This window comes from Rhodococcus sp. NPDC055112 (assembly GCF_053607505.1).
Genome location: NZ_JBSGTR010000041.1, coordinates 35,389 through 49,563, shown reverse-complemented (window position 1 = coordinate 49,563; position 14,175 = coordinate 35,389). Strand labels below are relative to the sequence as shown.

14 protein-coding genes and 1 pseudogene are annotated in these 14,175 nt (G+C 70.4%); 2 read left to right on the top strand and 13 right to left on the bottom strand.

Annotation, left to right across the window (positions count from 1 at the left end; genetic code table 11):
* Positions 1–47: 47 nt before the first annotated feature.
* The 3 genes from nusB to ACWFRB_RS17895 are packed head-to-tail and all read right to left on the bottom strand — an operon-like array spanning position 48 to position 2,245.
* Positions 48–551, bottom strand: coding sequence for a transcription antitermination factor NusB (nusB, locus tag ACWFRB_RS17905; protein WP_452642444.1), 504 nt, complete (start codon positions 549–551; stop codon positions 48–50).
* A gap of 1 nt (position 552) precedes the next feature.
* On the bottom strand, positions 553–1,116 hold the full coding sequence (gene efp, locus ACWFRB_RS17900) for an elongation factor P (protein WP_136909217.1): 564 nt from the start codon (positions 1,114–1,116) through the stop codon (positions 553–555).
* 16 nt (positions 1,117–1,132) lie between these two features.
* Positions 1,133–2,245 carry a M24 family metallopeptidase gene (locus ACWFRB_RS17895; protein WP_452642443.1) on the bottom strand — a complete coding sequence of 371 codons (1,113 nt, stop codon included), beginning with the start codon at positions 2,243–2,245 and terminating at the stop codon, positions 1,133–1,135.
* Between the two features lie 100 nt (positions 2,246–2,345).
* Between ACWFRB_RS17895 and ACWFRB_RS17890 the strand changes: the two genes are divergently transcribed.
* On the top strand, positions 2,346–3,032 hold the full coding sequence (locus tag ACWFRB_RS17890; RefSeq protein WP_452642442.1) for a B-4DMT family transporter: 687 nt from the start codon (positions 2,346–2,348) through the stop codon (positions 3,030–3,032).
* Positions 3,033–3,095: 63 nt separating this feature from the next.
* Here the strand turns inward: ACWFRB_RS17890 and aroQ are convergent, their stop codons facing one another.
* The 5 genes from aroQ to ACWFRB_RS17865 form a co-directional block, all read right to left on the bottom strand.
* Complete coding sequence (gene aroQ, locus ACWFRB_RS17885) at positions 3,096–3,521, bottom strand: type II 3-dehydroquinate dehydratase (protein WP_452642441.1); 426 nt, start codon at positions 3,519–3,521, stop codon at positions 3,096–3,098.
* Positions 3,518–4,630 carry a 3-dehydroquinate synthase gene (aroB, locus tag ACWFRB_RS17880; protein ID WP_452642440.1) on the bottom strand — a complete coding sequence of 371 codons (1,113 nt, stop codon included), beginning with the start codon at positions 4,628–4,630 and terminating at the stop codon, positions 3,518–3,520. The genes aroQ and aroB overlap by 4 nt, the downstream gene beginning before the upstream one ends.
* Positions 4,631–4,693: 63 nt before the next feature.
* A complete protein-coding gene (locus tag ACWFRB_RS17875) occupies positions 4,694–5,197 on the bottom strand; it encodes a shikimate kinase (RefSeq protein WP_452642439.1) in 504 nt (167 codons plus the stop codon).
* Positions 5,194–6,393 carry a chorismate synthase gene (aroC, locus tag ACWFRB_RS17870; RefSeq protein WP_452642438.1) on the bottom strand — a complete coding sequence of 400 codons (1,200 nt, stop codon included), beginning with the start codon at positions 6,391–6,393 and terminating at the stop codon, positions 5,194–5,196. Before aroC ends, ACWFRB_RS17875 begins: the two co-directional genes overlap by 4 nt.
* A 46-nt stretch (positions 6,394–6,439) precedes the next feature.
* A complete protein-coding gene (locus ACWFRB_RS17865; protein WP_452642437.1) occupies positions 6,440–7,024 on the bottom strand; it encodes a prepilin peptidase in 585 nt (194 codons plus the stop codon).
* Positions 7,025–7,216: 192 nt separating this feature from the next.
* Between ACWFRB_RS17865 and ACWFRB_RS17860 the strand changes: the two genes are divergently transcribed.
* Complete coding sequence (locus tag ACWFRB_RS17860; RefSeq protein ID WP_452642436.1) at positions 7,217–7,390, top strand: hypothetical protein; 174 nt, start codon at positions 7,217–7,219, stop codon at positions 7,388–7,390.
* Between the two features lie 11 nt (positions 7,391–7,401).
* Here ACWFRB_RS17860 and ACWFRB_RS17855 read toward each other — a convergent pair whose 3' ends face one another.
* The 5 genes and pseudogenes from ACWFRB_RS17855 to ACWFRB_RS17835 form a co-directional block, all read right to left on the bottom strand.
* Positions 7,402–8,226: a shikimate dehydrogenase gene (locus tag ACWFRB_RS17855; protein WP_452642435.1), complete on the bottom strand. Its 825-nt coding sequence runs from the start codon at positions 8,224–8,226 to the stop codon at positions 7,402–7,404.
* A pseudogene (locus ACWFRB_RS17850) lies at positions 8,216–9,424 on the bottom strand (endolytic transglycosylase MltG); the annotation flags it as partial. The pseudogene ACWFRB_RS17850 and the gene ACWFRB_RS17855, both read right to left, overlap by 11 nt.
* Before the next feature lie 23 nt (positions 9,425–9,447).
* A complete protein-coding gene (gene ruvX, locus ACWFRB_RS17845; protein WP_452642434.1) occupies positions 9,448–9,957 on the bottom strand; it encodes a Holliday junction resolvase RuvX in 510 nt (169 codons plus the stop codon).
* A complete protein-coding gene (gene alaS / locus ACWFRB_RS17840; protein WP_452642433.1) occupies positions 9,954–12,620 on the bottom strand; it encodes an alanine--tRNA ligase in 2,667 nt (888 codons plus the stop codon). Before alaS ends, ruvX begins: the two co-directional genes overlap by 4 nt.
* A gap of 88 nt (positions 12,621–12,708) precedes the next feature.
* Positions 12,709–14,109, bottom strand: coding sequence for a replication-associated recombination protein A (locus ACWFRB_RS17835; RefSeq protein WP_452642432.1), 1,401 nt, complete (start codon positions 14,107–14,109; stop codon positions 12,709–12,711).
* Positions 14,110–14,175: the final 66 nt, after the last annotated feature.

The following is a 14,175-nucleotide window of genomic DNA, read 5'->3' as shown; positions in this document are numbered from 1 at the left end:
GCGGACCGTGATCGGTCCGCGGCGTTCGCGTGTCGTTCTGCTCCGGGTCAGGCGTCGGCGCCCGGCTCTTGCGCGGTCTCCGCGCGCTGCGAGGTGGCGGCCGCGGCGGCCCGCACCTGCGGCGCGACGAGCACCACCTGACCGAGTACCCCGTTGATGAATCCCGGCGACTCGTCGGTGGACAGCTCCTTGGCCAGCTCCACGGCCTCGTCGACCGCAACCACGGGTGGCACGTCGGTGGCATGGAAGAGCTCCCACACGGCGATTCGCAGGATCGCACGGTCCACCGCGGGCAGACGCTCGAGCGTCCAGTCCTGCAGGTGGTCGGTGATGACCCGGTCCAGCCGGTCGAGGTTCTCCGCGACCCCGGTCACCAGGGTGACGGTGTACGGACTCACCGGGGCGACGGCGTCGTCCGTCCCGGCGAGCTCGGCCCGCTCCGTGGCGAGATCGACCGGGTCGAGGTCGCGCGCCTCCGCCTCGAAGAGGAAGTCGACTGCGCGCTTACGGGCCTTGTGCCTGGCCCCGAGCTTCTTCTGACTACCGGACACGCTACGAGTTCACGCGGCCCAGGTAGTTGCCGTCCCGAGAGTCGATCTTGAGCTTGTCGCCGGTGTTGACGAACAGCGGGACCTGCACCTCGGCGTCCGTCTCCAGGATCGCGGGCTTGGTACCACCGGTCGAACGGTCACCCTGCAGGCCCGGATCGGTGTGCTTGACGACGAGCTCGACCGTGACGGGCAGCTCGACGAACAGCGGCGCGTCCTCGTGGGTCGCGACCTGGACCTGCATGTTCTCGAGCAGGAAGCGCGCGCCGTCGCCGACGGTGGCCTCGCTGATCGAGATCTGGTCGTAGGTGTCGCCGTCCATGAAGACGTAGTCGCTACCGTCGTGGTAGAGGTACGTCATGTCGCGACGGTCGACGGTCGCGGTCTCCACCTTGACGCCCGCGTTGAAGGTCTTGTCCACGTTCTTGCCGGAGAGCACGTTCTTGAGCTTGGTCCGCACGAACGCGGGGCCCTTGCCCGGCTTGACGTGCTGGAACTCGATGATCTGCCAGAGCTGGCCCTCGATCTTCAGCACGAGCCCGTTCTTGAAATCACTGGTGTCAGCCACTTACTTCGCGTCTCCTTCAGACGATTACGAGATCTTTGGTGGTGAGGGTGAGGAGCTCGGGCTCCTGCTCGCGAACAACGAGCGTGTCCTCGATCCTGACGCCTCCGCGACCGGAGAAGTACACACCGGGCTCGACCGTCACCGCAGCACCGGCTAGCAGTGTACCGGTGCCGAGCTTGCCGATCCCCGGTGCTTCGTGGATCTCCAACCCGACGCCGTGCCCGAGACCGTGCAGAAACAGTTCCCCGTAGCCCGCGGCCTCGATCACCGAGCGGGCCGCGGCGTCCACCGCGGCGACCTCCGTGCCCGGTGCGAGGGCGGCCCGGCCTGCGGCCTGCGCGGTCGCCACGAGCTCGTACACCTCGCGCTGCCAGTCCGCCGCCGCACCGAGCACGAACGTCCTGGTCATGTCCGAGTGGTACCCCTCGACCGTCGCCCCGAAGTCGAGCTTGACGAAGTCCCCCGCGGCCAGCACGGCGTCCGTCGGGCGGTGGTGCGGGATCGCCGAGTTCGCGCCCGCCGCCACGATCGTCTCGAACGAGATGCCGTCCGCGCCGTGCTCGAGCATCAGGAACTCCAGCTCCCGTCCGACCTCCCGCTCGGTCCGGCCCGGTCGCAATCCCCCGCGCTCGACCAGGACGGCGAGGGCGAGGTCTGCCGCCGCGCACGCTCGCCGCAGCAACCCCACCTCGTGCTCGTCCTTGACCATGCGGAGCCGCTCCACCAGCCGGGGCGCCCTTGTCATCTCCAGTGACGGTGCCAGCTCCTGCCAGGCGGCGAGCTCGTCGACGGTCACCACGTGGCTCTCGAATCCGAGCCGCACCGGGCCGGTATCGGCATCGGCACAGCGGCCGATCAGGTGGCCGGCGCTCGACCGGTCGATCACCGCTTCCAGGTCCGGCACCTGCTCGCCGACCTGGATCAGGTACCGGCCGTCGGTGCAGATGAGGGTCCGCGACTCTGCACCCGGCTCGTCGCGGGCGTCGACGAGCAGCGCCGCATTCGACCCGGTGAACCCCGTGAGGTACCTGATGTTGAGCAGATCGGTCACCAGAAGCGCCTCGACGCCCCAGTCGGTGAGCAGAGTGCGCAGCGCGGCCCGGCGGGACCCGTGATCGACGGTCGACATGAGCTCAACCTACGGCAGCGTCCGGCCCTCGTGAGGGCCATCGCCGCGCCAGGTGTGGGTTAGGCCACAGGTCCCATTGAGCGGTCGTTACGCTGTCGGCATGAACTCGTGGCTTCTTCGTGGTCTGGGTATGGCGTCGGTGCATGTCGTGACGAGGGTGGTGCTCGGACTCGCGGTCACGCAGTGGCCCCTGCACGGATCGTCACTGCGGTGGATCTCGCTCGCGTTCGTGGTGCTGGTCGCACTGTTGTGGGGCGGGCTCGACGGCATCAGGGACGCGCGCTCCGCGGTGGACGAGGAGTCCGGCGCCGATCTGACCATGATGTGGCTCAAGGCCGCCGCCCTCGCTGCCGTGCTGGCAGGCGCGGTGACCTGGCTGGTCGGCGCCATCACCGGCATCGCCGTCGGCGACAACACGCTGTTCTTCGAGCTCACCTCCGGAGCCGCCTTCACCATCCTGCTCGTCTTCCTGCCCGCGATGCTCGCGGTGGCGGTCGGACGCTTCCTGGTGCGGCGCGAGGCCCGCAAGTCCGGGGCGACCGCAGCTCCGGCCGCGGCGGGCGCCGCGGGCGCGTACGCGAGCGAACAGGACTACGACGTGGTCGAGGCCGCGGACGAGAACTACGAGGCCTCCGAATGGGCCTACGAGCACGGCACCGGCCAGGGCTACGACGAGAACGCTCAGGGCTACTACGAGACCGACCAGAACGCGGGCAGCGGCCGCCACTACGTCGACGACGCGCCCACCGAGGTCTTCGAGGCCATCAAGCCCGAGAACGGGAAGTAACAGGCGCTGCGCGAATGTGAGTGGGTTTCACCCCGGCTGGGGTGAAACCCACTCACAGTTCGTCTACCGCTCGGCGAGGAACCTCAGCGCCAGCGGGTATCCCGCGACGCCGCACCCGACGATGACGCCGGTCGCGATCGCGCTCAGGTACGAGTGATGCCGGAAGTCCTCGCGGGCGTGCACATTCGAGATGTGCACCTCGACGAGTCCCGCCTCCAGCTCGACGCAGGCGTCCCGCAGCGCGACCGAGGTGTGGGTGAGGGCTCCCGCGTTGAGCACCACAGGTTCACCCGCGTCGGCGGCGTCGTGGATCCAGCCGAGCAGCTCGGCCTCGCTGTCGGACTGGCGGACCGTCACCTCGATACCCAGCTCCACCGCGGTCGCCTCGCAGAGCGCGACGAGATCTGCGTAGGTGGTGGCGCCGTACACCTCGGGCTGCCGCTTGCCGAGCCGTCCGAGGTTCGGTCCGTTGAGGACCTGCACCCTCACAGCAGCACCGTGCCGCCGGCGCCCGGCTGGTCCTCGCGCGCCACCGCGGAGTAGGCGGCCGCGAGCAGCGTCGGGTCAGGGCCCTCGAGCCGTCCCGGCTTCGCCAGCCCGTCCAGGACGACGAACCGCAGCATGCCCGCCCGGTTCTTCTTGTCCGTCTGCATGCCCTTGACCAGGTCCGCGAAGGCGGACGCGTCGTAGGTGGTGGGCAGGCCGACGCTCTCGAGGATGGTGCGGTGCCGTTCCGCGGTCGCGTCGTCGAGCCGGCCCGCGAGCCGGCCCAGCTCGGCGGCGAACACCAGGCCGACCGACACCGCCGCGCCGTGACGCCAGCGGTACTTCTCGCGGCGCTCGATCGCGTGACCGAGGGTGTGTCCGTAGTTGAGGATCTCGCGCAGGTCCGACTCCTTGAGGTCGGCGGCGACGACCTTCGCCTTCACCTCCACGGACCGGCGGATCAGCTCGGGCAGCACCTCACCGGTCGGGTCGAGGGCCGCCTCGGGGTCCCGCTCGATGAGGTCGAGGATCGTCGGGTCCGCGATGAACCCGGTCTTGATCACCTCGGCCATGCCGGCGACGATCTCGTTGCGCGGCACCGTCTCCAGGGTCGCCAGGTCGATCAGCACCGCGGACGGCTCGTGGAACGAACCGACCAGGTTCTTGCCCGCGTCGGTGTTGATGCCGGTCTTGCCGCCGACGGCCGCGTCCACCATCGCGAGCAGGGTGGTCGGCACGTGCACGATCCGCACACCGCGCATCCAGGTGGCCGCGACGAACCCGGCCAGGTCGGTGGCCGCGCCGCCACCGAGGCTCACCACGGCGTCGCTGCGGGTCAGCCCGATGCGGCCGAGCACCTCCCAGCAGAAGCCCGCGACGGCGAGGTCCTTGCCGTCCTCCGCGTCCGGGATCTCGACGCGATGGGCGTCGATGCCCTTCGCCGCCAGGGCGGCGCGCACCGCCTCCGCGGTCTGGGCGAGCGGCGGCTGGTGGAAGATCGCGACGGTCCTGGTGCCGATCAGTTCGTCCACCAGTTCACCGAGCAGTCCGCGGCCGATGATCACCGGGTAGGGACTGGCGGTCTTGACCTCGACGCGTACGGGTTCGGTCACTGTCTGCTTCTCCGCTTCTGTGCGCTGCTGCTGTGTCGCTTCTGCCTCGGTGCTGCCACCGCTCTACCCCAGTTTGGTGACGAGCTGCTGCACCACCCGGGCCGGACTGCGCCCGTCGGTGCGGACCCGGATGGTGGCCACCTTCCGGTACAGCGGTCGCCGCCGCCGCATCAGGTCCCGGTACTTCTGTCGCGGATCGCCACCGTTGAGGAGGGGTCGTGAGGTGTTGGTACCGGTTCGCTTGAGGCCCTCGGCGACGCTGATCTCCAGGTAGACGACCGTGTGGCCGACCAGCCTGGCGCGAGTGGTGTCGGACAGGATCGCGCCCCCGCCGAGCGAGACGATGCCCGTCTGCTCAATCAGCGCGCGCCGGACCATGTCCTCCTCCAGCGCGCGGAACGCCGGCTCCCCGTCCTGCGCGAAGATCTCCGGGATGGTCTTGCCCGCTTCGCGCTCGATGGCGGCGTCGGTGTCGAAGATGTCGACGTCCAGCGCCCGCGCCAGTCGTTTCCCGATGGTGGACTTACCGGCGCCCGGCGGTCCGATCAGGACTGCCCTTGGAGTCACCTCGACAGGCGTTCCCGGACCGAGGCGAGGTACCCGCCGATGTTGCGCATCGTCTCGTCGACCGAGTCGCCGCCGAACTTCTCGAGCGCGGCCTGCGCGACCACAAGGGCCACCATCGACTCCGCGACGACGCCCGCGGCGGGGACCGCGCACACATCGCTGCGCTGATGGATGGCGACGGCCTCCTCGCCGGTGGACATGTCGACGGTCGCGAGCGCCCGCGGCACGGTGGAGATCGGCTTCATGGCCGCCCGGACCCGCAGCGCCTCGCCGTTGGTCATGCCGCCCTCGAGGCCGCCCGCGCGGTTGGTCGACCGCAGCACGCCGTCCGGGCCGGGCCGCATCTCGTCGTGCGCGGCGCTACCCCGACGACGCGAGGTCTCGAAGCCGTCGCCGACCTCGACACCTTTGATGGCCTGAATGCCCATCAGCGCGGCGGCCAGTCGCGAATCGAGCCGGTTCTCGCCGCTGATGAACGAACCCAGCCCGACGGGCAGACCGTGCACGATCACCTCGACGACACCGCCGAGGGTGTCGCCGTCCCGCTTGGCCGCGTCGATCTCCGCGATCATCGCGGCCTCCGCCTCGGCGCCGAAGGCGCGCACCGGGCTGGCGTCGATGTCCGCGAGGTCGTCGGGACCGGGGACCGGGGAGTCGGCGGGGCCCGAGGCGGTGCCGATGGAGATCACGTGGGAGATCACCTCGACGCCGAAGACCTGACGCAGGAACGCGCGGGCCACGGTTCCTGCGGCGACCCGGGCCGCGGTCTCGCGGGCACTGGCCCGCTCCAGGACGGGACGGGCGTCGTCGAATCCGTACTTGAGCATGCCGGAGTAGTCGGCGTGGCCCGGGCGCGGGCGGGTCAGCGGCGCGTTGCGCGCGAGATCCTTGAGCAGCGCCTCGTCCACCGGGTCGGAGGACATGACCGTCTCCCACTTGGGCCACTCGCTGTTCGCGACCTCGATGGCGACGGGGCCGCCCATCGTGCGGCCGTGCCGGACGCCGCCGACCATCGTCACGACGTCCTTCTCGAAGCTCATGCGGGCACCGCGGCCGTAGCCGAGGCGACGGCGGGCGAGTTGGGAAGCAATGTCCTCGGAGGTCACCTCGACCCCGGCGACCATCCCATCCAGGAGGGCGACGAGGGCGGGACCATGGGATTCTCCGGCAGTTATCCAGCGCAGCACGCCGCCCATCTTTTCACGAAACGTAGTCGTCAACGCACACCGGCCCGGTCCCCGGCTAGCCTCCCCCTGCCAGGCTCAACGCCAGCAGCGTCGACAGGCACATCGACGGCCCGTGCGCGAGCGTGCGGCCACCCCGTCCGAGGGCAAGGGCGCACCCGCCTGCGGCGGCGGTCAGCACCACCGCACCGACCGCCGCCGCCAACCACGCCTGGGCACCGGCCGCACCCGCAGCGGCGCCGAGCCCGAGGGCCAGCTTCACGTCACCGCCGCCCATCGAGGCCGGGGACGCCAGGTGCACGACGAGGTAGAGACCTGCCAGCATTGCCGCCCCCACCAGGGCCGCCATCCCCCGGCCCACCAGCACAGAGGCCAGGAACACCGCACAGGCGCCCGGCAGGGTGAGCTCGTTCGGCAGCCTGCGCTCCCCCAGGTCGACGGCGGAGAGGCAGACGCACCACCAGATCAGCGCACAGCCGGCCGCCGTCACCGCCCAGGACGCCGCCGACGCCCCCGACAGCGCGAACCCCACCCCCAACGCGGCCACGCACCACATCGGCGGGTGCGCGCTGAACCCGGTCAGAAACCGGCGGGTCCACATTCCCACGGCCACGCCTGCGAGCCCCATCACGACCACCACCATGTCCCGAACGGTGCCACCGCCCGCACATCACCGATGCCGTGCCAGCGGCGAAAACGGTTCGCCTGTGGATCGATTCGGGCCTGTGGATCAGGTTCCGGGGTGAGCGGTTTCCTCCCTGCTGGTGATGTCGAGCGCCGCCCGTGGCGAACACACTTGGTTCAGTCGAAAACACACCGACACAAGGAGCACCCGATGCCGTACCTAGACCTCACCTGGCTGACCGAATACCTCGCACTCACCGAACTCGCCTCCTGGCTCGACGACCTGCGGGCACTCTTCGTGGACGACCTGGTTCCGATCGGCCCGATGCCCGATCCGATCCCGCCGCTTCTGGGTCCGGGACTCGAGCCGCCCGGCATCCGGTGATCCAGGCCGCGTCAGCGCGCGACCGCGGCTGCCATCTCCGCGCGCGGCGCCGGACGACCGGTGAACTGCTCGACCTGCCCGAACGCCTGGTTCAGCAGCATCCGCAGGCCGTCGACCACCGTCCCGCCGGCGGCCTGAACCGCGGCGGCGAGCGGAGTAGGCCAGGGATCGTAGATGGCGTCGAACACGACAGGCGCCTTCGCGACCGCGCTCGCGAACGGCGCGATCGCGTCCGCGGGCACGGTGCTGACCACCGTCGCCGCGTCCGCGCACGCCGCGGCCAGCGCGTCGGCATCGAAGTCGAGATGGCGGGCCCGCAGGCCCATCTCCGACGCGCAGGCCAGCGAGGCTGCCGCGCGGTCGGCCGAGCGGGCGACGACAGTCACCGCGTCGACACCGAGGTCCGCCAGCGCCCGCAGCGCAGGCCGCGAGGTCCCGCCCGCTCCGATCACCACCGCGGTCGCGCCGCCCAGATCGGTGACCCCGACCTCGGCAAGGGCGCCGATCACGCCGTCCACGTCGGTGCAGTCCGCCCGCCAGCCGCCCTGCACCCGGACAAGGGTGTTGGCCGAACCGACCTGTACGGCGCGCTCGGTGCGCTCGGTCGCGTACTCGAGGGCGGCGACCTTGCCTGGCATCGTGACCGAGAGCCCGACCCATTCCGGACCGAGCCCGTCGACGAGCCCGGGCAACTGCTCGCCGGTGCACTCGATCCGGTCGTAGGTCCAGTCGGTCAGGCCGAGGGCCCGGTACGCCGCCAGGTGCAGCAGCGGCGACTTGGAGTGGCCGATCGGCTTGCCCAGCACCGCCGCCTTGCGTGGCAGGTCAGCGTCCACTGTCGAGGATCCCGCTCGCCAGCGCCTTCTTGCTGTTCTCGAGGTGCTCGGTGTAGCTCTTGGTGAACAGCGTGGTGCCCTTGCTGTCGATCGTCACGAAGTACAGCCAGTCGCCCGCGGGCGCCTTCTCCACGGCCTCCACGGCGCCGATGCTCGGCGACGAGATCGGGGTCGCGGGCAGTCCGTCCATCGCGTAGGTGTTCCACGGGGTGACCTTCGCGCGGTCGCCGTCGGTGGTCGCGAGCTCGGTGGTGTCGAGGGCGTAGTTGACCGTCGAGTCGAGCTCGAGGCGCTGCGGCGCGGCGAGCCGGTTGACGATCACGCGCGCGACCTTGCCGAAGTCGTCCGGCAGGGACTCCCGTTCCACCAGCGACGCCGCCACGAGCAGGTCGTAGGGGCTCAGGCCGACCGCGTTCCCCGCTCGGTCGATGCCGGTGGCCTCGTACTTGGCCGCGCTCCCGCTGACCAGGGTGGTCAGGATCTCCGCCGCCGACTCCCTCGGGTCGAAATCCCACTTGCCCGCGGCGATCAGGCCCTCGAGCTGACGGGTACGGTCCGGGACCGACTTGACCCGGGCGGCCGCCCAGTCGGGCACCCCGAGCGCGGCGAGGTTCGGGTTGGCGCCCGCCTGCTTGAGGTCCTCGACGCTCACGCACTGCTGCTGACCCGAGGGGGTCGGCAGGCAGCTCGCCTCGGAGATCAGGGTGTAGATGCCGCGCTTGGTGGCACCGGTGTTCACGTCCCTGGTGTCGTGTAGCTGACGGCCCTCGGAGATCACCAGCGCACCGACGCGGGAGTTCGGGTCGACCAGGCCCGCGACGGCCTGCGCGGCCGGGACCTGGGACTTGAGGTTGTAGAAGCCGGGCTGCACCGACGTCATGGCGTCGTTCTGGACGGCCGCGTTGAAGAACGCGGACGCGCTCTTCACGACGTCCTTCTCGGCCATCTCGGTGGCGATCTGGTCGGCGGTGTCCCCTGGGTGCACCTGCACGACGACATCGGCCCCCGACTGACCGGCCGCGTAGTCCTCGGGCGCGTCCACGCCGCCGAGGAGCTTCTTGGCGCCGACGTAGCCGACGCCTGCGATCAGCGCCACGGCGCTCAGTCCGGCGATCGCGACCACGATCTTGCCCCTGCCCTTGCGTCCCGCGGCGGCCTCCCGTGCGCGACGCACTTCCGCGCGAGTCGGCTGCAACTCGGGCCCTCTCGACCGGGTATCGGTCACTCGCCGTCCTCCATCTCTGAGGGCAGGGACTGCTCCGAGTGCAGTTCCCTGCTGCGCTGGTCCAACCATCCTTGCAAGATCGCCACGGCCGCGGCCTGGTCGATCACCGACCGCTGCCCCTTCGCCTTGACCCCGCTCTCACGCAGGGCCCTCGACGCGGTGACCGTCGTGAAGCGTTCATCGGTCATGCGAACCGGGATGGGCGCCAACCGATCCCGGAGCTGGGCAGCGAACTTCGAGGCGAGTCCGGCCGCGGTTCCGCTCTCCCCTCGCAGGGTTCGCGGCAAACCGACGATAACCTCGACGGCCTCGTATTCCGCGACAATCGCGGCGAGTCGCTCGATGTCGGACCTGTCGGCGCGGGACTTGGCCCTCGCCACGGTCTCCACCGGGGTGGCCAGGATCCCGTCCGGATCGCTGGCCGCGACGCCGATCCGGACGCTGCCCACATCGACCCCGATCCGGCGACCCCGCCCCTGGTCGCCGGGCTGATCGGCCTCGCTCACCCGGCCATCTCGGCGACGCGGGCGCGCACCGCCGAGAGCGCGGCGGGGATGCCTGCCGCGTCGGTGCCCGAGCCCTGGGCCATCTCCGGCTTGCCGCCGCCGCGGCCACCGATGCTGGGACCGAACGCGGCGACCAGGTCGCCCGCCTTCACGCCGAGGTCCTGGGCCGCCTTGTTGGCGGTGACCACGAACGGCACCTTGCCGTCGGCATCACCAAGGAGCACGACGACGGCGGGTTCGGTGCCGAACCGTCCGCGGATGTCGGTGACCAGGGTGCGCAGGTCGTTGCCCGCGACACCGGCAGGGGCCGCTTCGGCCACCAGCAGCAGACCACCGATTCGCTCGGCCTTGTCGACGAACGTCCCGGCCGACGCCAGCACGGCCGCAGCCTTGGTCGCCTCGAGTTCCTTCTCCGCGACCTTGAGCCGCTCGACGAGCTGCTCGACGCGCCCGGGCACCTCGTCGGACGGCACCTTCAGCGCGGTCGCGACACCGGCGAGCAGCGCGCGCTCCTTCGCGAGGTAGCGGTAGGAGTCGAGCCCGACGAATGCCTCGACGCGGCGCGCCCCGGAGCCGACCGACGACTCGCCGAGAATGGTGATCTGACCGATCTGTGCCGACGACTGCACGTGGGTGCCGCCGCAGAGCTCCATCGAGAACGGTCCGCCGATCTCGACGACCCGGACCTCGTCGCCGTAGTTCTCGCCGAACAGGGCCATCGCGCCCATCTGCTTGGCCTTGGTCAGGTCGGTGACGAACGTGTTGACGGCGTGGTTGGCGGCGACGGCCTCGTTGGCGACGGCCTCGATGTCGGCGAGCTGATGCGCCGACAGCTGGTTCTGCCACGCGAAGTCGAACCGCAGGTAACCGGGCTTGTTCAGCGAACCCTTCTGAGTGGTGTTCGGGCCGAGCACCTGCCGCAGCGCCGCGTGCACCATGTGCGTGCCGGAGTGGCCCTGGGTGGCGCCCGACCGCCAGTTCGCGTCGACCTGCGCGAGGATCGCGTCACCCTCGGTGAGCTGCCCCTCCTCGACGGTGACCTTGTGCACCCACAGCTTCTTGGCGATCTTCTGCACGTCGCGGACCCGGACCTTCAGGCCCGGTCCGGTGATGGTGCCGATGTCGGCGATCTGACCGCCGGACTCGGCGTACAGCGGGGTGCGGTCGAGGATCACCTCGACCTCCTGACCCGCGGTCGCCGTCGGCACCCGGACACCGCCGGAGATCAGTGCGAGAACCGTTGCCTCGGTGGTCAGTTCGGCGAAGCCGGTGAACTCGGTCTCGCCGCGATCGACGAACTCCTTGTAGATGCTCAGGTCGGCGTGCGCGTGCTTGCGGGACTGGGCGTCCTCCTTGGCGCGCTTGCGCTGCTCGGCCATCAGCGAGCGGAAGCCGTCCTCGTCGACGGACAGGCCGGCCTCGGCTGCCATCTCGAGGGTCAGGTCGATCGGGAAACCGTAGGTGTCGTGCAGGACGAACGCCTCGCTGCCGCCGAAGACCTTCTTGCCCGCGGCCTTGACCTCGTCCGCCTCGGACTCGAACATCTTCGATCCGGACGCGAGGGTGCGCAGGAACGCGGTCTCCTCACCGACCGCGACGCCGAGGATCCGGTCGAAGTCGGTGTCGAGGACCCGGTAGGACGGCGACATGGTGTCGCGGACGACGGTGACGAACTCGCTCATGCTGGGCTTGTCGGCGCCGAGCAGCTTCGCGGAGCGCACGATGCGGCGCAGCAGCCGCCGCAGCACGTAGCCGCGGCCCTCGTTGCCGGGGTTGACGCCGTCCGCGATGAGCATCACGGCGGTGCGGGCGTGGTCGGCGATGACGCGGAACCGGACGTCGGACTCGAGGTCGGTGCCGTAGGCGCGGCCGGTCAGCTCCTCGGCCTTGGTGATCACGGGGCGCACCAGGTCGGTCTCGTACACGTTGTCGACGTCCTGCAGCAGGAACGCGACGCGCTCGACACCCATGCCGGTGTCGATGTTCTGCTTGGGCAGCGGGCCGAGGATCTCGAAGCTGTCCTTACCGGTGCCGTCACCGCGCTCGTTCTGCATGAACACGAGGTTCCAGATCTCGAGGTAGCGGTCCTCGTCGGCCTCCGGGCCGCCCGGGACGCCGTACTCGGGACCGCGGTCGTAGTAGATCTCCGAGCAGGGACCGCACGGGCCGGGCACACCCATCGACCAGTAGTTGTCGGCCATGCCACGGCGCTGGATGCGCTCGTCCGGGATGCCGGCCTCTTCCTTCCAGATGTCGCGGGCCTCGTCGTCGTCGAGGTAGACGGTGACCCACAGGCGCTCGGGATCGAAGCCGTAGCCGCCGTCCTCGACACTGTTCGTCAGCAGCGCCCACGCGTGCTTGATCGCGCCGCGCTTGAAGTAGTCGCCGAAGCTGAAGTTGCCCGCCATCTGGAAGAAGGTGTTGTGCCGGGTGGTGACGCCCACGTTCTCGATGTCGCCGGTGCGCACGCACTTCTGCACGCTGGTCGCGGTGTCGTACGGCGGGGTCTGCTGGCCGAGGAAGTACGGCTTGAACTGCACCATGCCCGCGTTGACGAACAGCAGGTTCGGGTCGTCGAAGATCAGCGAGGCACTGGCCACCTCGGTGTGACCCGCCTTGACGAAGTGGTCGAGGAATCGCCTGCGGATCTCGTGGGTCTGCACTAACCGGTCCTTACTTCATGGGCGTCGCGGATGAATATCCAGCTTAACGTGCCGAGGATGCCGGGGTGCGCAGCGCTCGGGGGCCGCGTCAGCCCCGCACGATCCGCCGCAACTTGCCCACCCGCGCGGCGATCTCGCGCTCGGCGCCGTGCCCGGTCGGCTCGTAGTAGTCGACGCCGACCAACTCGTCCGGCGGGTACTGCTGCGGTAAGACGCCGTCCGTGGCGTTGTGCGGGTAGCGGTACCCGACGGCGTTGCCCAGCTTCTCGGCGCCCGCGTAGTGCCCGTCCCGCAGGTGCGGCGGCACCAGCCCCGACTTCCCAGCGGACACGTCGGCCATGGCCGCGCCGAGGGCGGCGATCACCGCGCCCGACTTCGGCGCGGTCGCCAGGTGGATCGTGGCCTGCGCCAATGCGAGCCGGGCCTCCGGCATGCCGATGAGCTGGACGGCCTGCGCGGCCGCGGTCGCGGTCTGCAGCGCGGTCGGATCGGCCATGCCGATGTCCTCGCTCGCGTGCACCACCAACCGGCGGGCGATGAAGCGCGGGTCCTCGCCCGCGGTGATCATCCTGGCCAGGTAGTGCAGCGCGGCGTCCACGTCCGAGCCGCGGATCGACTTGATGAACGCGCTGATCACGTCGTAGTGCTGGTCGCCGTCCCGGTCGTAGCGCACGGCCGCCTTGTCGACGCTCGCCTCGACGGTCTCGAGGTCGACCACGGCGGAGCCGTCCTCGGCAGGCGAATCGAGCGCCGCACCCGCGGCCGCCTCCAGCGCGGTCAGGGCACGCCTGGCATCGCCCGAGGCCAGCCGCACGAGATGGTCGCGCGCCTCGTCCGTCAGGCTGACCGAACCGCCCAGCCCACGCGGATCCGCGACGGCCCGGTCGAGGAGCGCGCGGATGTCGGCCTCGGTGAGCGAGTGCAACTGCAGGACCAGCGACCGGGACAGCAGCGGCGACACGACCGAGAACGAGGGGTTCTCGGTGGTGGCCGCGACCAACAGCACGATCCGGTTCTCCACCGCGGCGAGCAGCGCGTCCTGCTGGGTCTTGGAGAATCGGTGCACCTCGTCGATGAAGAGCACGGTCTGCTCCCCCGCGGTGAGTCGCCTCCGAGCCAGGTCGATCACCGCACGGACGTCCTTCACACCCGCCGACAGCGCGGACAACGCCTCGAACCGACGGCCGGTCGCCCGCGAGATCAGGGAGGCGAGGGTGGTCTTGCCGGTGCCGGGCGGGCCGTAGAGCATCACCGACGCCGCGCCCGAGCCGTCCACGAGCCTGCGCAGCGGGGCGCCGGGCCCGAGCAGGTGTCCCTGCCCCACCACCTCGTCGAGGCTCACCGGGCGCATCCGAACCGCGAGCGGCGCGTCCGGGCGCACCGGCGGCATTCCCGCGGTCACCGGCCCCGCGTGATCCGCGGGCTCCCCTGGGGCCGCGAACAGCCCCGCGTCCGCGCCACCGTCGGTTGATCCCAGCCAATCGCTCACGGGTCGACGCTACTAAAGGGCACCGACGCGACCACTCTCGACCGCACCAGGACGACGAGGCAGCAA